Source organism: Bradyrhizobium iriomotense (assembly GCF_018130765.1).
GTDB classification, from domain to species: domain Bacteria; phylum Pseudomonadota; class Alphaproteobacteria; order Rhizobiales; family Xanthobacteraceae; genus Bradyrhizobium; species Bradyrhizobium iriomotense_A.
This window is the reverse complement of record NZ_JAFCJZ010000038.1, coordinates 23620-48851: the sequence shown is the minus strand read 5'-3', so window position 1 is coordinate 48851 and position 25232 is coordinate 23620. Positions and strand designations below refer to the sequence as shown.

Below are 25232 nucleotides of genomic sequence, written 5' to 3'. Positions count from 1 at the left end.
GAGCAGGACGTCGGTTCGGCGCAGATCAACCAGGCGATCCAGCAGCTCGACAAGGTCGGCCAGCAGAACGCCAGCGCCTCCGAGCAGGTGTCCTCGACTTCGGAGGAACTCGCCTCCCAGGCCGAGCAGCTCCAGTCGACGATCGCCTATTTCCGTATCGAGCAGGGTGGAAGGGGCCAGGCCGCGCCGATCGACCGCGCGGTGAGCCAGTTGCGCGCCAAGGCGACGACCATGGCGGCCGTCGAGCGTCCGGCCAAGAAGCCGATGGCGAGGCCCGCGCGCGCCGTGAAGGTTGCCGGCGGCGGTGGCGGCTTCGCCTTCGACATGAACGACGGCGAGGACGACCGCGACGCCGAGTTCCAACGCTGAGTGTCTTTGTGGGATCGGCCCCCCAATCGGGGGGCCGATCTGTCTTCAGTCATTGCGTAGACGTGTAGGATTCAAGATGGCCCGTTCGGCCCGACATTCAGTGCAGGCGGCCGTTCTGGGCTGGAGCATGCGGCCATGATGCCCGCCGTGCAGGATACGGCCGTGCATCTGTCGGACCGCCACTTCCGGACCATCGCCGAATTGATCGAGGGCCAGGTCGGCATCAAGCTGCCGAAGGGCAAGCGGCTGATGCTGGAGGGGCGGCTGCACAAGCGCGTGCGCGCGTTGAATTTTTCCGACCTCAACGAATATGTCGACAACCTGTTCGAGGCCGACCATTTCGACACCGAGCTCACCCATCTGATCGATGTGGTGACGACCAACAAGACCGACTTCTTCCGCGAACCGCAGCACTTCATCTTCATGCGGGACGTCGCCGTCCCCGCTTTGCTCAAATCGCATGGCCGCAGGAACGCGAACCTGAAGATCTGGAGCTCGGCGAGCTCCACCGGCATGGAAGCGTACACGACCGCGATGGTGCTGGACGACATGACGCGGAACGGCTCGCGCTTCCAGTATCGCATCCTCGGGACCGACATTTCGACGGCCGTGCTGCGCCTCGCCAGGACCGCGATCTACACCCGCGACGTGCTCGCGCCGGTGCCTGAGAACTTCGTGAAACGATATTTCCTGTCGTCACGGGACAAGTCGCGCGGCGAGGTGAGGGTTGTGCCGGAGCTGCGGCGCATGACGCATTTCATGCGCATGAACCTCATGGACGCGTCGTATCCGGTCGATCGCGACGTCGACATCATCTTCTGCCGCAACGTCCTGATCTATTTCGAGCGCGAGACGCAGCGCAAGGTGATCCAGCAATTGTGCAGCCATTTGCGGCCGGGCGGCTATCTGCTGGTCGGACATTCGGAATCGATGATTCACAGTGCCGTGCCAGGCTTGAAGCAAGTTCAGCCAACCATTTTCCAGGTCTAGCCGGAGCGCAACCACAATGCCGAGGGAGAAAGTTCGCGTGCTGATCGTGGACGATTCGGCGTCGGTGCGCCAAATCCTTCAGACGATCCTTTCCGAAGACCCCGATATCGAGGTGATGGCGACCGCCTCCGATCCCTTCGTCGCGGCCCGCCGCCTCGAGAAGGAGCTGCCCCACGTCATCATTCTCGATCTCGAAATGCCGCGCATGGACGGCATGACGTTCCTGCGCAAGATCATGGCGCAACGTCCGATCCCGGTGATCATCTGCTCATCGCTCACCGAAGAGGGCTCCAACGTTATGTTCGAGGCGTTCGAGGCGGGCGCGGTCGACATCGTTCCGAAGCCGAAGATCGACACGCGGCAGGCGCTGTTCGAATGCTCGACACGGCTGCGCGAGGCGGTGAAGTCGGCGGCTCGCGCGCGGGTCCGTCCGCGCTCGGAGCGCCGCGTGGTCGAGAAGAAGCTGACGGCCGACGCCATCATCCCGCCGCCGGTGCAGGGCAAGGTCCGGCCGACGACGGAACGCATCGTCTGCATCGGCGCCTCGACGGGTGGGACCGAAGCGCTCAACGACGTCCTCGAGATGTTGCCGTCGCATTGTCCGCCCATCGTCATCGTCCAGCACATGCCGGCGGGTTTTACCGCGGCCTTTGCCAGACGCCTCGACAGCGTCTGCCAGATCCGGGTCAAGGAAGCCGAGGACGGCGAGCCGGTGCTGCCAGGCTGTGCCTATATCGCGCCCGGCGCACGTCACATGCTGCTCCAGCGCATCGGTCTGCGCTATCAGATCGCGATCAAGGACGGCCCGCCGGTGTCGCGGCATCGTCCCTCGGTCGATGTGCTGTTCCGCTCGGCGGCCCAGCATGCCGGCGCCAATGCGCTCGGCGTCATCATGACCGGCATGGGCGATGACGGCGCGCGCGGCATGCTGGAGATGCGCAAGCTCGGCGCCTCGACACGGGCGCAGGACGAAGAGAGCTGCGTGGTGTTCGGCATGCCCAAGGAAGCCATCGCCCATGGCGGCGTTGAGAAGGTCGTGTCGCTGCACAATATCCCGCGCGAGATCATGGCCTGGTACCAGGCCGGACATGCCGTGATGGCAGGTTGAGCGCAATGTCCGCCATTCCGCCCAACACGCTCACCGGGTCGGTCGCGGCGATCGAGGATGTCTCGTCGCGCATCGAGGACGTCTTCGCGCGGGTCGGTCACGAGCTCGGCCGTGGCCACATCATCTTCAAGGAGCTGAATCAGGGCCTCGCGGCGCTCTCCGGGGAGCTCTCCGGCGCGGAGATCGAGGGCGCCGCGACCGCCTTGCAGGAGATCGCCGCCCGGCTCAGCGAGCTGGCGCAGGCGCTGCCGGCCGAGAGCGCCCTGCTTGCGACGATCGGCACGAGCACGGCGGAGGCGTCCTCGCTGCTGAAGCCCTTGTTCAAGCACATCCAGATGATCACCATCATCGCGCGCAGCGCACGGATCGAGGCGGCCTCGCTCGAGGGCGACCGCGAGGGCTTTCTCGCCTTCACGCAGGAAGCCTATGATCTCGGCAAGGCCGTACAGCGCTCGCTCGAGGGCTGCGCGAAAGACCAGCAACGTCTGTCGGAAGCCGTCGCCACCGCCTCTGGCCGCCAGAAGGAGTTCGAGAGCCGTTACCGAAATGAGCTGGTGTCGGAGAGCGCCGCGCTCGGCGCGGCGTATAGCGGGTTACGCGACCAGCGCAGCAAGAGCAGCCATCTCGCCGACCTCGCTGGCGCCAGCACCAGGAAGATTGCCGAAGCGGTCGGCAGCGCGATCATCTCGCTGCAGGCCGGCGACAGCACGCGCCAGCGTCTCGAGCACATCTGTCACGGCCTCGGCCTCGCGTCGGGGCCGACCCCCAGCCTCGTGCCCGAACCGGTTGCGAGCGACGACGGCGCGCGCGCGATCTGCCAGTTGCAGGCGGCCCTGCTCAGGGACGCTCAGCGCGAGTTCGGTGGAGATATCGGACAGATCGTCCGTGCGCTGACGGCCATCCTGCACGATGCCGGCAGCGTCGTCGGCCACGGCCGCACGCTGTTCGGCGGTGAGGACGGCGGCTCGTCGTCGTTCCTGGCGCGCATCAAGCAGACGCTGGCGCATGCCTCGACGTTGATCTCCACTTGCGAGGGCGCCGGCCGTGCGGTCGACGACGCGCTTGCGATCGTCGAGGACACGCTGGCGAAGTTTCGCCAAGCGATATCGGGCCTTGCCGAGGCCTCCGTCGACATCACCCTGATCGGGATGAATGCCGGCCTCAAGGCCAGCCATCTCGGCAGCCGCGGCAGCGCTTTCGTGGTGATCGCCAACGAGCTCAAGGCAACCGCGGACCAGGTCTCGGCGGGGGCCGGGCGGTTGAGACCCGTGCTCGACGGTATCGAGCGTTCGGCAAAAGAGCTGAAGGAGCTGCGCGTGCAGGGCGATCCCACGCAGCTTGCCAAGCTCGAGCCGCAGATCCTCCAAGCGCTGCGCGAGGTCGAGGCGGGCAACGAACGGCTCGACAAGCTGATGAGCCGGCTCGTCGACGAAGGCGCCGAATTCGAGGGCCTGATGAATTCGGCGCAGGGCCTGATGACCACGCTTGGCGAAGGCTCCGCGGCCTTGCCTGCCGTTGCGGCGCGCCTCGAGACCGCGAGCGCGGGCGCGCAGCGGCCGCAGGCGCATGACGAGGCTCTGCTCGACGATCTCTTCGCGCGCTACACGATGGAGCGCGAGCGGGACGTTCATCGCGAATTCCTGCAGACGCTCGGGCTTGCGTCGATCGCCGCCACGCGGCGCGTCGAGGCGGTCGAGGCCGCCGATGACGGCATAGAATTGTTTTGATCTCCGCGCCGCCGCCGCGTGTCTCGGCAGCAATTCGACGGATCGGGTTTTCGGGGCGTTAACCTTGCCGACAGCGCCGGCGGATTGGTCATTGTCGCGCCCCAGAGTTGGTCGCAAATAGCCACTCAATTTCACGGCGAGAAATTTCGTATGTTGAGGGACGGCAAATACGCTGCCTGGTTCAGGACCGCGCGCGGCCAGGGCACCGGCGTGGTGGATCTCGCCGAGGGCCGGATTTCAGGCAGCGACAGCTTCTTCACCTATGGCGGCTCGTATCGTGTCGATGAGAAGCGCTTCTCGGCAGTCTTGACCGTGAACCGGCATTCTGACGGTCCGCCGAACGTGTTCGGGCCAGACCAGGTCGAGGTCGACCTCTCGGGTGTATGTAACGGCCTGCTGGCGACCTGCACGGGAACGGCCAGGGAAGCGCCCGACGTGAAGTTCGAGGCGACGCTGATCTACAGCCAGGAGGATGCGCCGGCCTCCGACGCCCGCTGCGCGGTGGTGAAGCTCAACGCCGACAAGCTGCCGAAGGGCCTCGACAACCGGACCCGGCCACGCCCGTGTTCACGCCGACCAAGACTCCGCTGTCCTGAGGCGCCGGTGTCTTAGCTTTGCATTGACGCTGTTGCCGCGAAAACATCGGGAGACTGCACTGCAGCAACCCTGCTTTTAGAGGTGACCTCTAGGTTGAGGCCCATAACAAAAGGCGGACAGGGACATGCCTCAGATTTGGATGACATATGACGAACTCGCGACACTCAACGGCTGCAGCGCTGCCGAGGCACGGCTGCAGGCGCTGCATCTGTCGCTCGATCGTCGCAAGAGCCGCGACGGGAACACGCGCGTCAAGCTGAACCCCGCATTGATGGGCCGGTTCTTCGAGACCATTCGCGAGGCCGACTTCGCGCTCGACGATGCGATCGCGGCGCTGCGCGAGACCCATCGGCAGATGTCCGGCGTTCTCGCGACCGAGCAGGAGAGCCTCAGGCGCGGCGTGGCGTAACTTCGCCGCCTTAGGCCGGTGGCCGCGGCAGGAAAGCCAGGATGGTTTGGGCCAGAAGGACGCCGACGGTGCCGCCGGCGGCCTTCTGCAGCACATCTATGAGCCGTGGATCGCGATCCGGCGTTACCGCTTGCAGAACCTCGAGCCCGATCGCGACCGCCACCACGAACGCGCAAGCCAGTTTGAGCCGCCCGGGTAACAGGAAGGACAGCAGGAAGCCCAACAGGCCATAAGCGCTGAAGCGCTCAATGACGACGACCCAATAGGCCTCCGCGTGGCCCATGAGCGCCGGCCTCCCCGCGAGCTTGGCGAGCGTGGCATAGATGATGAGCGCGAGGCAGATTCCCGCGGCTGCAATGAGATGGTTGCGGCGCATGACGCCAGCATAACGGCTCGGCCGGTCGGCCGCTTTCGAAAGCCAAGAACATCGTTAAGGCCCCGACGTCCCGGCGGGGGATTTCATCCTCGCGGCTCGCGTTGGGACATGCTCGGGCGACACATTCTGCAGCCTGTCCGAATTCAGGCCAGTGATGCGGTCCGAACCAGATCGATATCAAAGATCAGGAAAGAGTTTGTCATGACTCCGCTTCCCGCATTCCTTTCGGAAACAATGCAGGGCGCGGGTGAGGGTTCCGCCCCTTGCCAGTGGCGAGCTGATCGCCCCTGCCCATCTTCTGGTCATCGAACGAAACGCACCGCGGCCGCCATCCCGGCGCGAATGGCGCCGACAACAGCGCGGCGCCTTTGGGCGAAGAGCGAGCGCATTGATCGGCGGTCAGTCGAAAAGCTCGTCCCGGCTCCGCCTTTGTCCGATCTGCCGCTTTGCTGTCCACGGCGCGGGACACCGTGGCCAAGGTTTACTCTTGGCTGACGTTCAATTTCCAATATATTGCGAATGTTTTTACGTGTTTCCGAATAGCGTGTGAGCAATGATGCCTCGGGGAAGCCGGCACTATCCGATTCTTGATGTTTATCGCGCTATCGCATCCTTTGCCGTGCTGCTTTATCATATTGCCGGATCCCTTCAGATCTCGGGCATGGCAAGTCACGCGTATGTTGCCGTTGACTTTTTCTTCCTGCTGAGCGGCTTTGTCATCGATCGTGCATACGGCGCGCGCTTGGAAGATCCGTCGTTCAAGCTGGAATTTCTGTTGCTGCGTTTCGTCCGCCTTTGGCCGATGATCGTTCTGGGCACCTTAGTCGGCGCAGTTGTTTCGGTTGGCAGCCTCCTGAGGGGGCATGCGCTGGACCTGAGCCAGATGGCCGTGGTGCTGGCGTTCGGTTTGCTCCTTTTGCCCTTTGGCCGGATGCCCCTGACCACATCCATCTTTCCGTTCGATGGGCCGCTTTGGTCTCTCTTCTATGAAGTGGTGGCAAATGCCGCATACTGTTTCGCGTTTCGGTGGCTGCGCATTCCGGTGCTCTCGATCCTCGTGGTTCTCTTCGCGATCGGTCTGGTCGTGGCATCGCTCGAACAGGGCGATCTCGAATTGGGTGCAAGAACCGGAGAAATCGCCGCAGGTTTTCTCCGTGTCGGCTTTTCATTTTTCGCCGGCGTCTTCATGTCGAGGATCGGAACGGCGTCAACCGTCAGCGGTACGACGGCCATCACCTCCGTCGCGGTCCTGATTGGTGTGCTGTTCGCACCTCTTCCCCAGCATCCGGTCTATGATGTTGCATGTATTCTTGTCATATTCCCGCTCTTGATATGGGGGAGCGCCGGGACAGCCGTGCCGCCGGGCTGGAGGCAGGCCTGCAGTTTCGTTGGCGAGCTTTCCTATCCGCTGTACGCGGTGCACTACCCGATCACGCGTGTCTTCTTCTATTTTCAGGACACTCTCGCCCTTGGCAGAACGGCACTCTCCTTTTCGATCGTTCTGGAGGTGATCACCTGCCTCGGCGCTGCGTATGTTGCGGCGAAATTTGTCGATCAGCCCGTGCGTGATCGGCTCGGCTCATGGGTCGAGCGCATGCGTTCGCCTCGTGTGGCTCCGCTGACCGGCAGGACCTAGCTCGCGCAGGCACTAGGACGGCGGCCTCGGCAGGAAAGCCAGAATCGTCTGGGCGAGAATGACGCCGAAGGCGCCGCCGGCGGCTTTTTGCAGCACATCGATGAGACGGGGATCGCGGTCGGGCGTCATCGCCTGGAAAACCTCGAGCGCGACCGCGACGGCAATCACGAAAGCGCAGGCCAGCCTGATGCGGCCCGGCAGCAGGAAAGAGAGAAGAAAGCCCAGCAGGCCGTAGGCGCTGAATCGCTCGATGACGACCACCCAATAAGCTTGAGCGTGTCCGACGAGCGCCGGCCTGCCAGCAAGCTTGACGAGCGTGGCGTAGACGATGAGTGCAAGGCAGATGACGGCAGCTGCAATGAGATGGTTTTGACGCATTGGCAGCATCATAGTCATTCGATCGGAGCAACGCTCCGAAAGCCGGGAATATCGTTAAGGTTCCGAACGGAGGTTGGGCCACCCGTAGATATATTCCAACGGTGTCGCGTGCTTGAACCGCCGTTCAAACGGCGTGCGCGGCTCTTGGTTCTGCCGAAGGCGCCGCATCGACAGCGCTCGTATGCCCGAAACCTTCGTCGACGCAACCGCGCCGCCGCTCCGGCTTGGGCAAGATCGTGCCCGGTGCCCTCAACCCTTCTTCGTACCCTTCGATTTCAATGACAGGCCGAGCCGCAGGGCCATGCGTTTGATAGCGTCGGGCGATCGCCCTAGCAGTCTCGCCGCCTCTTCCAGCGAAGTCGAAGACTTCGCCAACTCCATGAGCCGGCGGTCCTCCTTGAACGACCAGGGCCTGCGCGCCATAACCGAAATCATCCTCTCGTCGACACAACGACAAAGCCGCCAAGCGGACCCACGTTCGCTCGACGGCTTTGCTTGGGTGGGGCCGGGCTTGGGGGAGCCCGGTGAGAAGATGGATATGCGATCCTGCAGCATTCGCAACAAACACCGCGGATTAAGCTAACCGCTCAACCTTACCGGGATGAAATCGGCACGCGGCGCTCCGTAGTACCACGGAGTTTTCGCCCGCCGAGGTTGACCCCGCGCCCGATAGTCGCGACGGAGTTCGAATCCCTGCGAGGATGCGGGGCGGGGACGTGTCCGATCTCGCCGCGATCGGGCCGGGGCCCTTGTGCGAAGCCGGGGCCTTCGAAGTCGGCGCGCAACCGCCGCATCTGCGAATGACGAGCGTCGCTCCAGATCCGCAGACATCGCCTCGCCACGATCACTTGGGTGCGATTGCAGAAGCGTTGTCACGACGGCCGCTCCTCGCGGAGCACGGAGTCGATTTGAATCGAATTACCGCGCGGCGCTGATCACAGCCGTGCCGAACCAGAATTAATCCAATCGCGACGGCACGCTTGCCGCACTCAATCTCTACGAGCAGCCTTGCGTTGCTCTCAGGCGAGTCGTCACGAGATCGTCCAATTCACCCGGCTATGATCGCATTAACGACAACGGACCGTCCAGAAAACCGAGATGCTTCAGAAAGCGCGAGCGGCGTTCCCTCTCACCAAGCTGAGAGAACGGGTATTTGAAGGTGCGTTCTTCAGCGTCGCGCTGATCGCGATGGCAGGCTGGGTCTATTTCATCACGCTGTTGCTGGTGAGACTGTTTCTCTGGTCCTTCGGCTGATGCAGACGAAACGATCAGTTCGCGTGCATTGTGCTGCGAAAAACACCCTGCTCTGACGACAAAATCAGCGACGCCCATCATGATGTCGACACAACTCGAAGCTGAGAATGCTGCGTCACGAAGACAACACGCTCGGCAACTGGAAGAAATCAGAATGATGGTGGCTGCGATCCTGCTCTCGATTCTCGCGGGCTTTGGTGGAGGCTATGCGACGCGCGCCTGGCGATCGCGCAGGCGCAGGGTGCGTCATCCGCTCTACCAGCCTTACGATCCGGCGCTGTCGCCACAGAGTGCGTCTCCGGCGAGAGGGTGGCGTGCATTCTGAGGAAATACAACCTTGAACGATCGATGGTGTGGCTGATCCCTTGTCATTCCGCTTCGCGAAAGCACGGAGCTGTGGCAGCTTCGCCACCGCCGTCTCGGCATGATTGGAGGCTGCCATGACCAGGCCGACGAACAACGCTCACCGGCGATATTTTGTCGATGCGGCAGGCCGGCGTGTTCTGATCGGCCTGACGTGCGAGGAAACATTCGAATTCGAGCGGCTCGACAGCAAGCTGGTGCTCGATCCGGCGGCTGGCCAGGCCGAGCCCGACGGCCGCGAAATCTGGTCCGCTGCCGGCGAGCAGCGCTGGCTGGAGCTCTACGAGAAGCACGAGGGCGCCTGGAGGACTTGGAAAGTGCAACACGCACCGACCAATCCATGATTCGATCGCGCACGAAGTCGCGCGGCGCTTGATCATCGGGCGCCCGCGCAAGTCGATATTGGCGGCCGGCAGTTCTATCGAGCCGAGAGCCTAGGGCATGATCCGGAAAAGTGCGAAGCGGTTTTCCGGAGAGATCATGCGTAAACAACAACCCAAAGCGCGATGACGATTCATCCAAATCTCATCGCGCTTTAGGCGCAGTCATCCTGACCAGGCGGCGCTGGGAATAGCTTTGCAAGGCGATCCACACCCATTCCGCGTTCCCTCGCATCGAGAACGCGCCGGGCGATGACGTGCCGAAATTTCCATCCAGGTCCTTCGAATTGATCCGCTGCCCAAATCTGGGGCTTCGGGCGCCCGTCGAGGCCGCGGATCCACACGAAGTAGTACTGGTCCATTTTCTCGTGCAGCTTTCGCGTCAAAGGCGGATGATCCGCCGATGTCCTGCACGTCGGCATGACCCTTCGCAACAGGACATCGATGCGGTTAGCCCAGACCGATGCGCTTTTGCTGATAGCCGCGACCGAGAATGTTCTCCCACCACATCCGATTGTCGACGAACCATTGGACGGTCTTGGCCAGCCCGCTCTCGAAATTCTCGTCCGCGCGCCATCCAAGCTGGTTTTCGAGCTTCGAGGCATCGATCGCGTAACGACGATCGTGCCCTGGGCGGTCAGGGACGAACGAAATCAGGCCCCGCCGAGAACCTGCCCCGGAAGGCGAGATTTCATCCAGCAGATCGCAGATGCCTTCCACGACGTGCAGGTTGCTGCGTTCGTTGCGTCCACCGACATTGTATGTTGCGCCGACCACGCCTCGCTCGAGCACGAGTGCGAGCGCCTTGGCGTGATCCTCGACGTAGAGCCAGTCCCGAATATTCTGCCCGTCGCCATAAACCGGCAACGCCTCTTCGGCGAGCCCCTTGATGATCATGTGGGGAATGAGCTTTTCGGGGAAGTGATACGGCCCGTAATTGTTCGAGCAGTTCGTTATCATCGTCGGCAGTTCGTAGGTCTCGCGCCAGGCGCGGACCAGATGGTCGGACGAGGCTTTGCTCGCCGAGTAGGGCGAGTTGGGTGCGTAGGCGGTCGTCTCCGTGAAGTAACCGTCCTTGCCGAGCGAACCGAACACCTCGTCGGTCGATATGTGAAGAAAGCGGAATCGTGAACGGCGATCCGCTGACAGGCCTTTCCAATACCGCAAGGCTTCCTGCAGCAGCGTGAACGTGCCCACGATGTTGGTCTGAATGAATTCCCCGGGCCCATCGATCGAGCGATCGACGTGGCTTTCGGCTGCCAAATTCATGACCGCGGCGGGCTGGTACCGTTCGAACAGCTTCCTCAGCGACGGCGCTTCGCAAATGCACTGCTTCTCGAACGCATAGCGCGGATTGCCGGCGGCGTTGGGGAGCGACTCGAGATTTGCCGCGTAAGTGAGCTTGTCGATGTTGACGACGCGTGCGTGCGTATCCCGAAGAAGATGACGGACGACTGCCGAACCGATGAAACCTGCACCGCCCGTGACGAAAATCGTGGAGCCTTCAAAACGCTGAGTCATCTTGCCTCAATTCAGACCGTGAGCGGCGAAGGAACGCGCCACCGATTGCAGATATTGTCCGTAGCTGCTCTTGGCGGTCTTCTCGGCAACCTTCGTGAAGGATTCCAGGGAAATGTAGCCGCGCCGCAAGGCGATTTCTTCGGGGCACGCGATGCGCAGCCCCTGCCGCTGTTCCAGAATCTGCACGAAGTGGCTGGCTTCGACCAGGGAGGCGTGCGTTCCAGTGTCGAGCCAGGCAAATCCGCGCCCAAGCACCTCGACGAACAGGTCGCCGCTGTCGAGATATGCGTTGTTCACGTCGGTAATCTCGATCTCCCCGCGCGCGGAAGGCTTGATCTTCGCGGCGATGTCGAGCACGCGATTGTCGTAGAAATAGAGACCGGTCACGGCCACATTCGACTTCGGTTGCGCGGGCTTCTCTTCGATCGATCGAGCGCGCCCGTCGGCGCCGAGCTCAACCACGCCATATTGTTCGGGCGTGTTGACGACGTATCCGAAGATCGTGGCGCCGCTCTTGCGTGCCGCGGCCTTGGCGAGCATCTCGGGAAGTCCGTGTCCGTAGAAGATATTGTCTCCCAGAACAAGCGCGACCGAATCCTGTCCTACAAACTCGCGACCTACGATGAAAGCGTCGGCGAGCCCACGCGGAGTTTCCTGCGAGGCATACGAAAACTTGACGCCGATTTCTGTTCCGTCGCCAAGCAGCCGCTGAAACAGCGGCTTGTCCTGCGGCGTAGAGATGATGAGAATGTCGCGGATTCCAGCGAGCATCAGGGCCGATAGCGGATAATAGATCATCGGTTTGTCAAAAACCGGAAGCAGTTGTTTCGACACCACGGTCGTGACGGGATAAAGGCGCGAACCTGTTCCGCCAGCGAGTATTATTCCCTTCATCGGACCTCTCTGGTTGCTAGCGAGAAAATATCAGATAGAGTGCGCTGCACAAGATTATTGTCAGTGCCGAGGCTGAAGTCCTGCGAATGAACGTTCTCACGACAAATCTACCCGAAGTTCTGATCGTCGAGCCGAAGCTGTTCGGCGATCAACGTGGCTTCTTTTTGGAGTCCTATCAATTCGAGCGATACGTGCAGAACGGCATTACGCGGCCGTTCGTCCAGGACAATCTTTCGCGCTCGCGTTTCGGGGTGCTGCGTGGCTTGCATCTGCAAAATCCCCTTACGCAGGGCAAGCTCGTCACCGTGCTTCGAGGTCGTGTTCTCGATGTTGCAGTCGATGTCCGCGTAGGAAGCCCAAACTTTGGGCGGCATGTTGCCGTTGAACTGAGCGAAGACAATCGCAGGCAATTGTGGGTTCCTCGTGGCTTCGCCCACGGTTTTGCCGTTCTCTCCGAGACGGCTGATTTCTTCTACAAATGCGACGAGTATTACAGTCCGAGGGATGAAATCTCCGTGCGCTGGAACGATCCGGCCATCGGCATCGACTGGGGTGTCGCAGATCCGTCACTTTCGCCCAAGGATGCCGAGGCGCCGCTGTTGGCGGACGTGAAGGGTCTCCCCCGTTACGGGGAGGTCTGAGATGAAGATCCTTCTGACCGGCGCTGCGGGGCAAGTTGGCGGCGCACTGCTCCAGTTGCTCCAGGACCGCGCGAACGTCGTTGCGCCGACGCGCGAGACGTTCGACCTGTCGCAACCGGCGGGCCTCGCTGAAAAGCTGGACTCGATTGTGCCGGATCTGATCATCAATCCGGCGGCTTACACGGCGGTCGATCGCGCAGAAGACGAGCGCGAGGCGGCATTTCGGGTCAACGCTGAATCCCCTGGGGTCATCGCCCAATGGGCTGCGCGCCGCCGCGTCCCGCTGGTGCACTTCTCGACCGACTACGTCTTCGACGGCTCCGGCGACCGTCCGTGGCGCGAGGACAGCGCTCCGCGTCCTCTCTCGGTGTATGGCGAAAGCAAGCTCGCTGGTGATCAGGCGATTGCCGAGGCGGGCGGACCTCATCTAATCGCGCGCACATCGTGGGTCTATGCCGCGACGGGTGCGAATTTTCTCAAGACGATCGTGCGGCTGGCAGGAGAACGGGAAGAGCTGCGGATTGTCGCTGATCAGATTGGTGCGCCCACAACTGCGGGTGCGATCGCACGCGCGATGATTGCGATGCTGCAACCAGCGGGCGAGGATGTTGCTGCAATGTTCGGCAGACGGGGTGGGATCGTCAACCTGGTTTGTGCCGGCGAAACGAGTTGGCACGGTTTTGCGACCGCGATCGTTTCCGGGCTGCAGTCTCGCGGGGCCACATTCGCCGTGAAGCAGATCGTTCCGATCGCTTCGGGTGAATTTCCCGTCAAGGCCAAGCGGCCCTTCAATTCGCGCCTGGACCTGTCGCGTCTGCGAGAACGGTTCGACATTGTTATGCCGAGCTGGCAGGAGGCGCTTGATCGCGAACTGGACGTTCTCAAGGCAAAAATGTGACTCCCTTGGTCTCCGCCGCTTTCCTGCGACGGGGCGCAACGATCCGGGCTTTAATGTTTGTTAACCATCCCGGAGCCATTTTCTGGTTTGGCGCTTCAAACCGGAAATGCACGCATGTTCCAGCTCTTCCTGCGGGCCCGCACCCATAACTTCCTGAAAGATCGCTTCGGGGGAGAGCAGACATTCCGGGCGCGCTCGCCCGAGCGGGACGCCGAAACCGATCGCACGCGCATCGAAGCCATCATGACCGCGATCGAGGATGCGCTCCACGCGGCGGAGCGGGAACAGTCGGGCTTGAACCGCCGGGTCGAAGACGTGCTGGCGCGTGCGGCGGTGACCATCGGCAACGGCGACGACGAATATCTCGAGCGCGAGGCGCTCGACAACCATCACCAGGATTTGTTTGACAAGGAAATTCTGAACGGCCAGCGCCGGCTCAAGGAGCTCGGCGCTTCGATCGCTCATTTCAAGTTTCTGAAGGCGGCGATGCTGAGCCGCTTTCCGGAATACAAGCCTCCGGCAAGCTCCACCAATTAGAGTGTCGGGCGTAGGCCGCTAGATCGCGAGCATGCTGTTGCCCTGGATGGACAGCAGCGTCAGATTTCCGGTGGCATAGGCGCCGGTGTCGATGTTGGCGCGGTTCTCCAGCAGCTCGGCCTGCCGCACCGGCGTGTGACCGTGCACGACATACTTGCCGAACCGCCTCTTGCTCTGGAGGAATTCGTCCCTGATCCACAGCAGATCCGACTCGCGCTGTTCGGAGAGCGGAATGCCCGGGCGCACCCCGGCGTGGACGAAGAAGAAATCGCCGCATGTGAATGTCGGCCGCAGCTGGCGCAGGAATGCGATATGCTCCGGCGGCATCGCGGATGTGAGCTCGCGCACGAGATCGGACTGTTCGTCCTTGCTGAGGCCAGGCGCCGCCGACACGCCGTAAGACATCATGGTCTGGAGCCCGCCGAACTGAAACCATTCGGTGGTACGCGTGGGGTCCTCCAGCACCGAGGTGAAATAGGCCTCGTGATTGCCCTTGAGAAACACCGTGTTGCGGCGGCGGCTGCGCCTGATCAGGAGGTCGAGGGTGTGGCGCGAATCCGGTCCGCGGTCGATGTAGTCGCCGAGGAAGACCTCGATGGCGCGATAGGGCCGGCTGTTCGCCATGTCCGCGTCGATGACGGCAAACATCTGTTCGAGCAGATGCGCGCAGCCGTGGATGTCGCTCATCGCATAGATGCGCACGCCATTGGGTAGCTTCGGCCGGGGCGAACTTTTGGGCGCGGTCGTGGGCATGGGGTGCAACTCTTTCAGAGAGCTTCGCCCGGGATGTCAATATCCTATCGACCAAAACGGGGCGCCACGAGCCGCTTTTTCTCGACCTTCCGCCCATAAAGGTTGATTTGTGCGGCTGACCGATATCCCGCCGCCTGGCGAGCCGTCGATCCCCAGCGCCTCCAGCCGACTAGCCGAAGCTCCGGCCGTCGAACGAAGGCGCGGCCTTGCCGCGATAGGCGGACGCCCGCACGCGGACCACAGCCGCGCCGCAGAAATAGCCAAGCTGGAGCACCGCCGCAAAAACAAGAATCGTGACAACGGTGTGAGCCGAATCATGTCCCTGCCAGGTCAAGCCGGCACCGAGGATCGCCGCGCCGACAACGATGACGGGTGGCAGGATGAAGATTCGGAATCGGCCTCCCAGCAACGATCCGATCAACAGGCTGAAGATGGCAACCGTACTCACGACACAACTCCCAGAAATTGGTCACGAGTGTTAATGGCCGCGAGCTAATAACGGATTAAGCGGCATGGTTGAACAGCCGTTCAAATGCGCGCGACATGTTGCGCTCAAATGACGCGATTTGACGGAAATCGTGGCGTGATGCCCGCATAATTGTCACGTGTGTGACAGTAGTTTGAGCATTCTCTTGCAGCGACGCTGCGTTGCAGAAAAATCGGTTTGATTTTTTCGGTGCACTGCCGCAATGTCGCTTTGTTTAGTTAAGATATACTTCGGCGCACGTCGAAAATTTTGGATCGAATGCTCGCATTCATTGCGAGAGCGTGACGAGGCAGCGAGGTTCGGATGGCTGTAGCAACTTACGGTTCGGAAAACTATTATTCGGGTATATCGAACCGACGCGGTGCCCTCCAGAGACCCCTCCAGGTGGCCTTGATCGCCGGTGACTTCGTCGCGGTGCTGCTGAGCTATTTCGCGGCGAGCGGGTTGTATCGCGTGCTCGTGGTCGAGCAGGACTCATCCGTCGGAGCCGGTCTCGTCGTCGCTGCGGTGTTTGTGATGATCGCCTACTTCCAGGGCGTCTACGATCACCATCGCCTGCTGAACACGATGTGGCAGCTGCGCAAGAGCCTGGCGGTCTGGGTGATCTCGCTGACTATTCTCGCCGTCGAGGCGTTCTTGCTCAAATCGTCTGCGGATCTGTCGCGCGGAACCACGCTGCTGTTCGCCGCGACCGGCGGCATCGCCCTGGGCGGACTGCGCGTGTTGTGGCGCGTGGGTCTCACCTCGAGCTATGCCAAGGGCCGTCTCGTCGACCGGAAGGTCGTGCTGCTCAGCCTCAAGCCGCTCGACTTCACCTCGACCCGCTTCAAGGATCTGCGCAAGCACGGCTTCAACGTCGTGCGGCATTTCGTGCTCGAGCCGTCCGAGGAGGGCGCAGGCTGGGATCGCGAGATCCGCGACATCATCCGTCAGGCCCGGACGGCCGACGTGGAAGAATATCTGCTGGTGATCGACTGGGACGAGATGCCGCTTCTCCAGAAGCTGAGCCAGCACCTGCGCGTCGTTCCCCAGCCGATCCGCCTTTTGCCGGATTTTCCGATCGCCGATCTGGTCTCGCGTCCGTTCCAGCCAGTCAGCGGCACGGTCGCGATCGAGATCCAGCGCGCGCCGCTCAGCGTGTTCGAGCAGGCGCAGAAGCGCTGCCTCGACATCGGCATTGCCTCGTTCGCGCTTTTGTTGCTGGCGCCGCTGCTGGTGACGGCCGCGATCATGATCAAGCTCGATTCCAAGGGCACGGTGATCTTCAAGCAGTTCCGGCGCGGCTTCAACGGCAAGCAGTTCGAGATCTGGAAGTTCCGCTCGATGACCGTGGCAGAGAACGGTCATGTCGTTACGCAGGCGACCAGGAGCGACGCGCGGGTCACCCGTGTCGGCCGCGTGCTGCGGCGGACCAGCATCGACGAGCTGCCGCAGCTCTGGAACGTTTTGCGCGGCGAGATGTCACTGGTCGGGCCGCGCCCGCATGCGCTCGCGCACGACAATTATTACGATCCGATGATCAGCAACTACGTCTACCGCCATCATATGAAGCCGGGCCTGACGGGTTGGGCCCAGGTCAATGGATTTCGCGGAGAAACGCCGACGATCGATCTGATGGAAAAGCGCGTCGAGTACGATGTCTGGTACGTCAGCAACTGGAGCATCTGGCTCGACGTCAAGATCATCTTCAAGACGGCCCTGGCCTTGATCCATCAGGAAGCGTACTGACGGCACGCCTGTATGCGCCGGCCGGCGGCCGGCGAAGGGCTGGTGCCGCCCCTGACATGATGTTCGAGCCAACGATCGCCGAACATGCGTCCTGTCGCAACCAGCCGGTGTCGCCCCGCGACGTGGTTTGTCGTGGGGCCCGCGTCGCGCTTCGTTATCCGTAGAAGCCTGTTCTTCCGGACGTGCCGGTCTTGGCGCGGCACGATAGCTCCGGCGGAGAATCTGCCCCGGGGGAATCAGCGATCGAATGTGGCCTTCAGCTCGAAGGGGGCTTTCGTCGGCAGGTTGATGACCACGGGAGTGGGCCCCAGCCGTATCGTGTTCGATTTCGCCCCTTGCTGGCACAATGGCGCGAACTCCGCTTCTATGCCGTTGGGAAATTCGAACGTCGCCGAAGAGTTGTCTTGCGAGGTCCAGGCGATCAGCTGTTTTCCTGCGGATGTCGTTGTCTCGATCACGAACAAACCGGGGAAGGGTTGCTCAAGCCTCATCTGGCCCGCGCCCTTGATGACACGAATGGCCTCGCGGGTCGCGCATGCAGCAGGCTTTGGTTCGAAGGCGTAGTCATACAGGCCGAAATTGTCTTCGAGGGCGGCGGGATCCGGACCTTGATCCTTCATTTCGTAGATCCAGGCCCCCTTTATCCAAGGCGTGGCTGCCGTCCAAAGCAGGAATTGCGCGATATTGTTCGCTGCCATTTGCGTGGAAATGGGGCACATCTTCGACGTCGTCGGCCATCCGACCTCTGTGACGAAGATGGGGATGTTCGACCTGGCCTCGTCCAGCAACTTCCGCAAGGTGCTGACTTGACGTATCGCAGCCTCGGCGGTTCGGTTGGACACCTCGCGCTCGCAATGATTGTAGAGGTGAACCGACAAGCCGCTGGCACCTTCCAGCGCTCCGGACCGCACGAGCGCCATGGTCCACTTCCAGTCCGGATCCATTCCGACCGCCCCGACCAGCACCGTCGCCTGAGGCGCCACGCTGCGTATTCTGGCGAGGGCTTGCTTCGCGAGGGCTGAATAATTGGCCGCCGCGCGCGGATCGCTCGGATCGCCTTCGCCGACCAGGAAGGGGCGCCCCAGCACGGCGTTCATATTCCATTCGTTCCAGATCTCGTAAATCGGGTTGCGCTTGGCGGTTGCCAGAACGGCCTTTGCCGCAAATTCGCCGAAGCTCTTTCGGCCGACGTCGGTCAGAGGGGGCTGGCCGTCGGGAACGAGCGGATTTGGGTGACCCAGGATGAGCAATGGCCTTGCCTGAGTTTGGTCGAGAAAATCAAACAGCTTGGCTGGCTCTCGAGCGACTTGAGTTGGCCCGCCGCCGACCGCAGGCGCTGCCTGAAACAGGCTCCAGGCGAGATCGTCCCTGACTGAATCGAAGGCATCGGAACGCAACACCTGCGCAGACTTTTGAGGAGAATAGCCATATTCTCCCCCTATCCCGAAGTGCACGCCAAGACCGATGATCGGCCGCTCGGCCCGTTCGGCCAACGGCTGCTTGCCAACCCAGAAGGATGTCGTTTGATTGGCAGCATAGATTTTGCTGAAGAGCAGACCTGCTGCGATGAATGCAACCGCCAACCCAATTTTCGCAGCTCGGACCATCTTCGCCTCTATTGTGTCAGGTAACGAACGTACATGCGGATTCTCTTCGTCTCAGCCTTCTTTCCGCCCTTTGTCCAAGGTGGAGCCGAAATTTCCGCGCGCAATCTGGCGGCGTGGCTCCATGCGAACGGCCATGAGGTCGCCGTCCTGACCACAGCGCCGACGCCCGCGGATGAGGTGAGGGGGGCGATCGTTGACGGTCTCAAAGTCTGGCGCTTTCATATGCCTCGGCCGTACACCGTGTTTGAAGCGGCTCAGAAAGGCGGTTTACAGAAATCCGTCTGGCATCTTCAAGACCATTTTGATCCTCGTAACGAACGGATCATGCGTCAGGTGCTCGACGAGTTTAGCCCCGATCTGGTCAGTATCCACGTCCTGCAAGGCCTCGGTTGGAATGCCCTTCGCGTGATCGGTGCCAGGAACATTCCCGTCGTCTTCACGCTGCACGATCTCAGCCTCGCCTGTGTGAGGATGGCAATGTTCAGGGACGGCCGGGAATGTGAAAGTCTATGCGCACCGTGCGCGTTTTCGTCCAGAGCGAAACTCGCCTTCCTCCGCTCCGTTCCACGGCTGGGGTTCGTGTCGCCTTCGCTCGCCATTCTTCGCCGTTTATCGGCGCTTCAGCCGCTCCAGGGCTGGGCCCAGGCCCATATCCTCAATCCCAACAAATCGCCGACCCCGACGGTCGAGAGAAGCCCATCCAGGACCGTCCGTTTCCTGTATGTCGGTCGACTGCATGAATCCAAAGGATTGTACGTTCTGCTAGAGGCCATCGAGCCGCTCGCGGCGCGCCATGATTTCAAGCTGACGCTGGTGGGGACCGGCCCCAGCGAGGACGATCTCAAACGGCGCTTTGGCCATCATCGCTGGGTCGAATTCACCGGGCATGTTTCGGTCCAGGACGTCACCAACCGGATGATGCAAAGCGACCTCCTTCTCGTGCCGTCCGTATGGTTCGAAAACTCGCCCGGCGTGATCATCGAAGCTCTCGGGCGCGGCCTTCCCGTCATGGGAAGCAACGCGGGCGGAATACCGGAACTCGTCATACACGAGAAAAACGGTGTCCTTGTGGAGGCCGGCGATGTAAGAGCCTGGAGCGCAGCGATAGAGGGAATACTTGATCATCCGGAGCGTCTCGACGCCTACAAGGACAGCGCCGACGCAGCCATGCAGGAATTCGATCAGGATAGTCTGGGGCGGCGCGTTGTTGCCTTCTACGAAAAAGTGAGGACGCAACCGGCATGAATTCCCACTCGACTGAGCAGCCGGTGGCCGGCGCAACAAGCAGGTACAGGCAGGACGACTACGCGGTCGATAATCCGGACTGGCACGAGGACGACGCGCCGTGGAAGGCTGCGCATATCCGGACGATCCTGGAGCGTAATCATGTTCAATGGAGCACGCTTGCCGATATAGGCTGCGGCACGGGTGCGATCGTCGGCATCCTGTCCAAGCACTATCCGCAATCGAGAATGGAAGGATTTGAGGTCTCGCCCTATGCTCACGAACTGTCTCGCAAACGAGCCTCGGAGAACCTGAGCTTCAGCATGGAGAATGCTTTCCAGTCTGGGAAGCAGTTCGACGTGACCATGGCGATCGACGTGGTGGAGCACGTCGAAAATCCCTTTGAATTCCTCAGGGCGATGCGGACCATGTCGCGTTGGCAGGTCATCCATGTTCCGCTCGACATGAATGCTCTTGCGGTCGGGCGCGGCTGGGTGTTGCCCGAAGCCCGTCGCGCGCTGGGGCATATCCATTATTTCTCCCGGGACAGCGCATTGTCGATGATCGCGGAAGCCGGCCTGGAGACGATCGACTGCTTCTATACGGCCTGGGCGATCGACCAGTCGTACAAGACCTGGAAGAAGCGGCTGGCCGCATGGCCACGGCGATTGGCGTTTCGTGCCGCTCCCGACGCCACGGTTCGACTCGTGGGCGGATGGTCCCTCATGGTTCTCAGCCGTTCGAACCCGACATAAGCCGTCGAAGTCGTTGAAGCATGGCTGATGTCTTCCTGAATGGTCGGTTCCTCTCGCAGTCCCTGAGCGGTGTTCAGCGGTTTGCGGCGGAAATCGTCAAGGCAATCGATCAATTGATCGATCGGCAGCAACTGCCTGCCGGGCTGAGCGACGCGCGCTGGACCCTGCTGGTGCCTTCGAATGCCGAGGAACGTCTTGCGCTGAAGCACATCCGCATTGAAAGGGTCGGAACGCGAACGGGACACGCCTGGGACCAGATCGATCTCGCAATGGCGGCGCGGAGCGGTACGCTCATCAGCCTCGCCAATTCCGGGCCCGTGCTCCATCGCCGGCATCATATCGTAATCCATGATGCGCAGGTGTTTCGCCATCCCGAGTTCTTCAGCCGCAGCTATGCGTCCTTCCATCGCGGCCTTGGATGGCTTTATGCGAGGACCGCGAACCTCATCACCGTGTCGAAGTTCTCCCGGAGCGAGCTCTCGGCTGTGCTCGGTGTTCCGCCGGATGCCATTACGGTCTGCTCGAACAGCGCGGAACATCTGGCGGGAGTCAAACCGGCCCCTTCGATCCTTGAGCGGTTCGAACTCGGTCAGGGCAAGTATTTCCTGGCGATCGGGTCGACGAAAAAGAACAAGAACATCCGGCTCGCAACGGACGCAATCAAGTCGATCCCGGCAACCCATCGGCTCGTGATCGTCGGCGGGCAGGATGAACGCGTCTTCCGGCACTCCGGTCCGATCGCCGATGAGCGCGTGGTGCGTGTCGGGCAGATCTCCGATGAGGCGATCGCCGCACTGTACCAGCACGCGGCGGCATTGATCTTCCCAAGCTTCTACGAGGGCTTCGGCGTGCCTCCGCTCGAGGCGATGCTATTCGGCTGCCCGGTGATCGCGTCGGATATCGCCGTGCTGCGCGAAATTTGCGGTGATGCGGCCGAATATTGCAGCCCAACCGATGCAGGCCAATTGTCGCGTCTGATGCTCGATCGGATCGAGAAGGGACCGCTGTCTGCTGCCGAGCAACAACGTCAGGCCGGCCGGCTGGCCCAATATACCTGGACCTCCTCGGCTCTCGCGTTGCTGAACTCGATATAGCCGCGTCTCATGCCACGGGCAGGCGGCGAGCAGCCTGACGCAGCAACCGCGATCTGAAGCGCGCCAGGGACGTGGCGGCGACGATTAGTCAGACGACGGTGCCGGCGCGCGTCCCTGGTAGTTCGATGCGACCGTAGCGGTCCTCGTGGGGGCAAACAGGTTCTGCATCGAGCGGGCATTCAGCAGGGGGGCTTCTATCAGGCGATGGAAAGCGAAGGCCGTCAGCTGGCAGATGACCAGGATCGCCACAAAATACACGGCGTGCGGTATCGCGACCGACTGGTCGATCTTGACCGCGATCTTCACGAGTAGCGAGATCAGCGGATAGTGGATGAGATAGAGCGCATATGACGCCGCGCCTGCCTCCTCCAGCGGGGCAATTCGCCGGTTCAGGTATCGCATCGAACACGCGCCGTAGATGATACCCGCCGCGCCAAGCCCGAACAGCAGGAGCTCCGCCTTTGCGGGAATCTGCTTCGAGATCCCGAAGTAGAACGTGACGGCGAAGACGATCAGGCCGGCGAAGAGGAAAAACGGGCCGCCGGCGGAATATCCGCGAACATAGAGCCACGCGATGCCAGCCCCTGCCAGGAAAAGCAGGTGGTTGTTGTTGAAGATGAAATCGATCAACCAGCCTTTGCCGTCGATCAGCGCGAGAGGCAGGCCGACAAGGCCCCAGGCGAGCAGAAGACCGAATCCAATTCGTCGATTCCACAGGAAGACGGCGAACATCGCGTAGAAGAGAATTTCGTGACGAAGTGTCCACTCCGTCGCCAGGATGACCTCTTCCTTCACCGGCAGGATCAGGAGCGACAGGATGACGTCGCTGCCGCTCGGCACTCTCGTGGAAAAGCCGAGAAACGACAGGATGATCAGGGGAACGAGCACGATCCAAAGCGACGGATAGAGGCGGCGAAAGCGTTTTGCCACGAACCGGGCGATGGCGCTGCCGTTACCCTCGGAATCGCGATGATGCGCGAGGTAGATGACGAAGCCGCTCAGGACGAAAAACAGCTGAACGCCCGAATGGCCCGCCTTGAACAATGGAAAGGTGCTGGTGCCGAAGTATTTCGGCATCAGCATGGTCACCTCGCAGTGGTAGGCCACGACGAGCAGCGCTGCGATGCCTCGGATCCAGTTCAACTGCAGCAGTTGTCCTTGCCGTGGCACCTGGGTTTTTCCTGTCGGCAGTTCGGGCTTCATGAAAGATGACTTCCCTCGTCAGGTCGCAGCGTGAGAATGCCGATGCCCAAAGCTCAGCCGGTGCGCCCGGTGATCTTGTCCACGCCAGGGGGCCGGAACAGCGGCACGGCAAACCGCGACTTGAACAGAAGAAGGCTGCGAATATGCGTCCTTCCTGCAAATGTGAGAGGACCGGCGGCGCTTGACCGCTGATGGTCGTGAACCAGCTTGGCCCCGGGAATGCCTTTGATCCTGTGTCCCGCCCGCCAGAGACGAGCGCAGAGATCGACATCCTCCATGTACAGGAAATAGCTCTCGTCCATTCCCTGGATTTGCTCGTATGCGGTGCGCCGGACGACAAAGCCCGTTCCCATCACCCATTCCGCATCGAACGGTTTTCCGGTCACCCAAGCGTCCTTCATCAGGTGCTGTTCGGTGCGCCCGGGCACCATGGCTCCGATCCAGTCCACGCGCCGGGCAAGGACGTCGAACACCGAGTAGAAGCGGCGCGCCGAGTATTGCCGGCTTCCGTCGGGATTGACGAGGTCCAGCCCGACCAGGGCGGTTTCGGGACTCCGCTCCATGAAGTCCACGACGGAAGCAACGCTGTTGAACTCGAAATAGGTGTCGGGATTTAGGACGAGAAGATAATCGGCCGTGGTTTTCGCCACGCCGAGATTCACGCCGGCTCCAAAACCGCCATTGTGGTCGGCGACGACCGTTCGAATGTCGGGCAGGGCCTTGCGAACTTCGTCGATCGAGTTGTCTCCGGAACAGTTGTCGACGACCAGCACGCCGTCCGAATCCACTACACGATGCTCGAGCATCGATTTTACGCAGCGAATGGTGAGGCGAGCGGTTCTGAAATTGACGATGACGGCCTGGAGCTTCCCAGAACTGCTCATCGCGCGAGATTCCTGCAGAGTTGAAGGCTTAGTCATGCAAAACGTGCTCGCTATGACAAACCGCGTCCATGGCGGACGTCCCGCCTCCGTGTGACGTCACAACTGCTGCTGATCCTTTGCATGGGTCTCGATTTTCCTGGATGTGCTCGGCGACTCTGGTCAGTCTTGATGCGGTCATACCATAACTTTCCGAATGACCCCCGTCACAAACTCAGCCGGAGAGCCTCTATTTTCAGCGAGAATCTGCACGAGTAACATGCACTAACCCAAATTTTGCAGAAGCGACTGTGCAACTTTATGGGGTGCGAACGCCTCTCGTATTTCCGCGACGGTCTCGGCGGGGAGACGTTTGCCGGAATTCAGCGATGCGGTCATTTGTTCCGCCCATGCGCCGACGTTTGTCGGATCGGCAACATATTCCGCTTTACCCAGGGTTGCTTCGGGAAGGGAGGTCACGCCGCTGACGAGCGTCTGGACTCCCATGCCCATCGCCTCCGCTGCCGGCATGCCGAAGCCCTCGTAGAGAGAGGGCAAGACGAAGAGCCTTGCGTTTCGATAGAGCTCGCCGAGATCTGCGTCCGACAATATACCCGTCATCACGATGCGAGCCGCGGTCTTCTCGCTCGCATTTTCCAAGATCAGGCGCTTCTTCTCGTCCGAGGCTTTGCCGGCAAGATACAGTTCGATGTCGGGATTCGATTGGGCCACCCGGTCGAAAGCCTTGATGAGTACTCCGAGGTTCTTGTGCGGGAAGGGGTGGCTCACGGTGAGGATGTAAGGCCGGCTCGCAAGCTTGCGGGTTGCCTCGCCGACTTCGCCCTGTTCGAGCCTGGCCCACTCGATGGCATTGTAGATGACCTTGCACTTGCTGGCCGCTACGTCTCCGAAATGGCGTCGAACGTACTCCTTCTCGGAATTGGAGATCAGGAATACGAGGTCCGCCGTCTCGAACATGCGGGGAAGATAGAAGTCGAGCCAGGCCTTCCTCTTGCTGGAATGGTACTGCGGCAGCACCTTGTACTGGATGTCGTGGAGTATCACGGCCGACCTCGCCCGGCTGCCGGGACGCCGCGGCGGAAGGAAATAGTTCGGATAGACTGCCCAGCCGTTCCCCGACCTTCGCCATTCGAACATAAGCTCTTCGACGAAGCGGCTGTTCTTGCCGGGAAGCGGGTATTGCCGCTGCTGCGCGATCGCAGGAGTTTTCGCCATCCACCGCAGAAATTCGGGGGAGAGGCGGGCCGGATCGGAAAACGCGAGCGTCAACGCGGCCTTGGCCTTGTCGAGCCCGTGAATCAGGTTGTAGATCGCGGATTCAGTGCCGCCGATCTTGTGGTGATGTATTGCGAACAGGGGAATGATGAGTTCACTGGGCATTGCTTCGCTTGACTTTGATCGTGCCAAGAATGAGCTGAGGTC

At 61.4% G+C, this 25232-nt stretch carries 24 protein-coding genes and 2 pseudogenes; 16 read left to right on the top strand and 10 right to left on the bottom strand.

The window, feature by feature from the left end:
• The 6 genes and pseudogenes from JQ635_RS37640 to JQ635_RS37615 form a co-directional block, all read left to right on the top strand.
• Positions 1-369 (top strand): annotated as a pseudogene (locus tag JQ635_RS37640) (methyl-accepting chemotaxis protein); the annotation flags it as partial.
• A gap of 135 nt (positions 370-504) precedes the next feature.
• Positions 505-1359: a CheR family methyltransferase gene (locus JQ635_RS37635; protein ID WP_211414811.1), complete on the top strand. Its 855-nt coding sequence runs from the start codon at positions 505-507 to the stop codon at positions 1357-1359.
• A gap of 16 nt (positions 1360-1375) precedes the next feature.
• The gene (locus JQ635_RS37630; RefSeq protein WP_211414810.1) at positions 1376-2467 is read left to right on the top strand and encodes a protein-glutamate methylesterase/protein-glutamine glutaminase; all 1092 of its coding nucleotides are present in this window, start codon (positions 1376-1378) and stop codon (positions 2465-2467) included.
• A 5-nt stretch (positions 2468-2472) separates the two neighbouring features.
• Positions 2473-4194, top strand: a complete 1722-nt coding sequence (locus JQ635_RS37625; RefSeq protein ID WP_211414809.1) for a chemotaxis protein — start codon at positions 2473-2475, stop codon at positions 4192-4194.
• 150 nt (positions 4195-4344) lie between these two features.
• A pseudogene (locus JQ635_RS37620) lies at positions 4345-4790 on the top strand (hypothetical protein).
• A gap of 125 nt (positions 4791-4915) precedes the next feature.
• On the top strand, positions 4916-5200 hold the full coding sequence (locus JQ635_RS37615) for a hypothetical protein (protein ID WP_211414806.1): 285 nt from the start codon (positions 4916-4918) through the stop codon (positions 5198-5200).
• A 10-nt stretch (positions 5201-5210) separates the two neighbouring features.
• On the opposite strand, the gene JQ635_RS37610 is transcribed toward JQ635_RS37615, so the two are convergent.
• Positions 5211-5576 carry a VanZ family protein gene (locus JQ635_RS37610; RefSeq protein ID WP_211414805.1) on the bottom strand — a complete coding sequence of 122 codons (366 nt, stop codon included), beginning with the start codon at positions 5574-5576 and terminating at the stop codon, positions 5211-5213.
• Positions 5577-6129: 553 nt separating this feature from the next.
• Between JQ635_RS37610 and JQ635_RS37605 the strand changes: the two genes are divergently transcribed.
• Positions 6130-7212, top strand: a complete 1083-nt coding sequence (locus JQ635_RS37605; RefSeq protein WP_211414804.1) for an acyltransferase family protein — start codon at positions 6130-6132, stop codon at positions 7210-7212.
• A gap of 12 nt (positions 7213-7224) precedes the next feature.
• Here the strand turns inward: JQ635_RS37605 and JQ635_RS37600 are convergent, their stop codons facing one another.
• Positions 7225-7590, bottom strand: a complete 366-nt coding sequence (locus JQ635_RS37600) for a VanZ family protein (protein WP_211414803.1) — start codon at positions 7588-7590, stop codon at positions 7225-7227.
• Positions 7591-8688: 1098 nt separating this feature from the next.
• Here JQ635_RS37600 and JQ635_RS37595 point away from each other — a divergent pair.
• Positions 8689-8844 carry a hypothetical protein gene (locus JQ635_RS37595; RefSeq protein ID WP_211414802.1) on the top strand — a complete coding sequence of 52 codons (156 nt, stop codon included), beginning with the start codon at positions 8689-8691 and terminating at the stop codon, positions 8842-8844.
• Between the two features lie 440 nt (positions 8845-9284).
• Positions 9285-9551, top strand: coding sequence for a hypothetical protein (locus JQ635_RS37590; RefSeq protein WP_211414801.1), 267 nt, complete (start codon positions 9285-9287; stop codon positions 9549-9551).
• A gap of 486 nt (positions 9552-10037) precedes the next feature.
• Here the strand turns inward: JQ635_RS37590 and rfbB are convergent, their stop codons facing one another.
• Positions 10038-11108 (bottom strand): dTDP-glucose 4,6-dehydratase, encoded by a 1071-nt coding sequence (gene rfbB / locus JQ635_RS37585; RefSeq protein ID WP_211414800.1) that lies wholly within the window; start codon positions 11106-11108, stop codon positions 10038-10040.
• Positions 11109-11114: 6 nt separating this feature from the next.
• A complete protein-coding gene (gene rfbA / locus JQ635_RS37580) occupies positions 11115-12002 on the bottom strand; it encodes a glucose-1-phosphate thymidylyltransferase RfbA (RefSeq protein ID WP_211414799.1) in 888 nt (295 codons plus the stop codon).
• A gap of 86 nt (positions 12003-12088) precedes the next feature.
• Between rfbA and rfbC the strand changes: the two genes are divergently transcribed.
• The 3 genes from rfbC to JQ635_RS37565 all read left to right on the top strand — a co-directional run bounded on the left by rfbC (position 12089) and on the right by JQ635_RS37565 (position 14078).
• Positions 12089-12643 carry a dTDP-4-dehydrorhamnose 3,5-epimerase gene (gene rfbC, locus JQ635_RS37575; RefSeq protein ID WP_211414798.1) on the top strand — a complete coding sequence of 185 codons (555 nt, stop codon included), beginning with the start codon at positions 12089-12091 and terminating at the stop codon, positions 12641-12643.
• A 1-nt stretch (position 12644) separates the two neighbouring features.
• Positions 12645-13541, top strand: a complete 897-nt coding sequence (rfbD, locus tag JQ635_RS37570) for a dTDP-4-dehydrorhamnose reductase (protein WP_211414797.1) — start codon at positions 12645-12647, stop codon at positions 13539-13541.
• A 114-nt stretch (positions 13542-13655) separates the two neighbouring features.
• The gene (locus JQ635_RS37565) at positions 13656-14078 is read left to right on the top strand and encodes a hypothetical protein (RefSeq protein ID WP_211414815.1); all 423 of its coding nucleotides are present in this window, start codon (positions 13656-13658) and stop codon (positions 14076-14078) included.
• Positions 14079-14096: 18 nt separating this feature from the next.
• On the opposite strand, the gene JQ635_RS37560 is transcribed toward JQ635_RS37565, so the two are convergent.
• Together JQ635_RS37560 and JQ635_RS37555 are read right to left on the bottom strand one after the other, a co-directional pair.
• Complete coding sequence (locus tag JQ635_RS37560) at positions 14097-14831, bottom strand: metallophosphoesterase family protein (RefSeq protein WP_211414796.1); 735 nt, start codon at positions 14829-14831, stop codon at positions 14097-14099.
• 169 nt (positions 14832-15000) lie between these two features.
• Positions 15001-15279 carry a hypothetical protein gene (locus tag JQ635_RS37555; protein WP_211407552.1) on the bottom strand — a complete coding sequence of 93 codons (279 nt, stop codon included), beginning with the start codon at positions 15277-15279 and terminating at the stop codon, positions 15001-15003.
• Positions 15280-15621: 342 nt separating this feature from the next.
• On the opposite strand from JQ635_RS37555, the gene JQ635_RS37550 reads away from it, so the two are divergent.
• On the top strand, positions 15622-17046 hold the full coding sequence (locus tag JQ635_RS37550) for an undecaprenyl-phosphate glucose phosphotransferase (RefSeq protein WP_246584027.1): 1425 nt from the start codon (positions 15622-15624) through the stop codon (positions 17044-17046).
• Positions 17047-17282: 236 nt separating this feature from the next.
• Here the strand turns inward: JQ635_RS37550 and JQ635_RS37545 are convergent, their stop codons facing one another.
• Positions 17283-18629 carry a cellulase family glycosylhydrolase gene (locus JQ635_RS37545; protein WP_211414795.1) on the bottom strand — a complete coding sequence of 449 codons (1347 nt, stop codon included), beginning with the start codon at positions 18627-18629 and terminating at the stop codon, positions 17283-17285.
• Between the two features lie 57 nt (positions 18630-18686).
• On the opposite strand from JQ635_RS37545, the gene JQ635_RS37540 reads away from it, so the two are divergent.
• From JQ635_RS37540 to JQ635_RS37530, 3 genes are read left to right on the top strand one after another with little or no spacing between them, the layout of a single operon-like run.
• Positions 18687-19898 (top strand): glycosyltransferase family 4 protein, encoded by a 1212-nt coding sequence (locus JQ635_RS37540; protein WP_211414794.1) that lies wholly within the window; start codon positions 18687-18689, stop codon positions 19896-19898.
• Positions 19895-20632, top strand: a complete 738-nt coding sequence (locus JQ635_RS37535) for a class I SAM-dependent methyltransferase (RefSeq protein ID WP_211414793.1) — start codon at positions 19895-19897, stop codon at positions 20630-20632. The genes JQ635_RS37540 and JQ635_RS37535 overlap by 4 nt, the downstream gene beginning before the upstream one ends.
• A 20-nt stretch (positions 20633-20652) precedes the next feature.
• The gene (locus JQ635_RS37530; protein ID WP_211407548.1) at positions 20653-21726 is read left to right on the top strand and encodes a glycosyltransferase family 4 protein; all 1074 of its coding nucleotides are present in this window, start codon (positions 20653-20655) and stop codon (positions 21724-21726) included.
• 84 nt (positions 21727-21810) lie between these two features.
• Here the strand turns inward: JQ635_RS37530 and JQ635_RS37525 are convergent, their stop codons facing one another.
• The 3 genes from JQ635_RS37525 to JQ635_RS37515 all read right to left on the bottom strand — a co-directional run bounded on the left by JQ635_RS37525 (position 21811) and on the right by JQ635_RS37515 (position 25190).
• A complete protein-coding gene (locus JQ635_RS37525) occupies positions 21811-22929 on the bottom strand; it encodes an acyltransferase family protein (protein WP_211414792.1) in 1119 nt (372 codons plus the stop codon).
• 53 nt (positions 22930-22982) lie between these two features.
• Positions 22983-23813, bottom strand: a complete 831-nt coding sequence (locus JQ635_RS37520) for a glycosyltransferase family 2 protein (RefSeq protein WP_211414791.1) — start codon at positions 23811-23813, stop codon at positions 22983-22985.
• A 261-nt stretch (positions 23814-24074) separates the two neighbouring features.
• Positions 24075-25190, bottom strand: a complete 1116-nt coding sequence (locus tag JQ635_RS37515; RefSeq protein ID WP_211414790.1) for a glycosyltransferase family 4 protein — start codon at positions 25188-25190, stop codon at positions 24075-24077.
• Positions 25191-25232: the final 42 nt, after the last annotated feature.

Bases quoted from the DNA above. Each gene is read 5' to 3' on its own strand.
- JQ635_RS37625 (WP_211414809.1), top strand. From the start codon at position 2,473: ATGTCCGCCATTCCGCCCAACACGCTCACCGGGTCGGTCGCGGCGATC.
- rfbD (WP_211414797.1), top strand. From the start codon at position 12,645: ATGAAGATCCTTCTGACCGGCGCTGCGGGGCAAGTTGGCGGCGCACTG.
- JQ635_RS37615 (WP_211414806.1), top strand. From the start codon at position 4,916: ATGCCTCAGATTTGGATGACATATGACGAACTCGCGACACTCAACGGC.
- JQ635_RS37610 (WP_211414805.1), bottom strand. From the start codon at position 5,576: ATGCGCCGCAACCATCTCATTGCAGCCGCGGGAATCTGCCTCGCGCTC.
- JQ635_RS37605 (WP_211414804.1), top strand. From the start codon at position 6,130: ATGATGCCTCGGGGAAGCCGGCACTATCCGATTCTTGATGTTTATCGC.
- rfbC (WP_211414798.1), top strand. From the start codon at position 12,089: ATGAACGTTCTCACGACAAATCTACCCGAAGTTCTGATCGTCGAGCCG.
- JQ635_RS37550 (WP_246584027.1), top strand. From the start codon at position 15,622: ATGGCTGTAGCAACTTACGGTTCGGAAAACTATTATTCGGGTATATCG.
- JQ635_RS37535 (WP_211414793.1), top strand. From the start codon at position 19,895: ATGAATTCCCACTCGACTGAGCAGCCGGTGGCCGGCGCAACAAGCAGG.
- JQ635_RS37600 (WP_211414803.1), bottom strand. From the start codon at position 7,590: ATGCGTCAAAACCATCTCATTGCAGCTGCCGTCATCTGCCTTGCACTC.
- rfbB (WP_211414800.1), bottom strand. From the start codon at position 11,108: ATGACTCAGCGTTTTGAAGGCTCCACGATTTTCGTCACGGGCGGTGCA.
- JQ635_RS37630 (WP_211414810.1), top strand. From the start codon at position 1,376: ATGCCGAGGGAGAAAGTTCGCGTGCTGATCGTGGACGATTCGGCGTCG.
- JQ635_RS37525 (WP_211414792.1), bottom strand. From the start codon at position 22,929: ATGAAGCCCGAACTGCCGACAGGAAAAACCCAGGTGCCACGGCAAGGA.
- JQ635_RS37595 (WP_211414802.1), top strand. From the start codon at position 8,689: ATGCTTCAGAAAGCGCGAGCGGCGTTCCCTCTCACCAAGCTGAGAGAA.
- JQ635_RS37520 (WP_211414791.1), bottom strand. From the start codon at position 23,813: ATGAGCAGTTCTGGGAAGCTCCAGGCCGTCATCGTCAATTTCAGAACC.
- JQ635_RS37540 (WP_211414794.1), top strand. From the start codon at position 18,687: ATGCGGATTCTCTTCGTCTCAGCCTTCTTTCCGCCCTTTGTCCAAGGT.
- rfbA (WP_211414799.1), bottom strand. From the start codon at position 12,002: ATGAAGGGAATAATACTCGCTGGCGGAACAGGTTCGCGCCTTTATCCC.
- JQ635_RS37565 (WP_211414815.1), top strand. From the start codon at position 13,656: ATGTTCCAGCTCTTCCTGCGGGCCCGCACCCATAACTTCCTGAAAGAT.
- JQ635_RS37590 (WP_211414801.1), top strand. From the start codon at position 9,285: ATGACCAGGCCGACGAACAACGCTCACCGGCGATATTTTGTCGATGCG.
- JQ635_RS37560 (WP_211414796.1), bottom strand. From the start codon at position 14,831: ATGCCCACGACCGCGCCCAAAAGTTCGCCCCGGCCGAAGCTACCCAAT.
- JQ635_RS37530 (WP_211407548.1), top strand. From the start codon at position 20,653: ATGGCTGATGTCTTCCTGAATGGTCGGTTCCTCTCGCAGTCCCTGAGC.
- JQ635_RS37515 (WP_211414790.1), bottom strand. From the start codon at position 25,190: ATGCCCAGTGAACTCATCATTCCCCTGTTCGCAATACATCACCACAAG.
- JQ635_RS37635 (WP_211414811.1), top strand. From the start codon at position 505: ATGATGCCCGCCGTGCAGGATACGGCCGTGCATCTGTCGGACCGCCAC.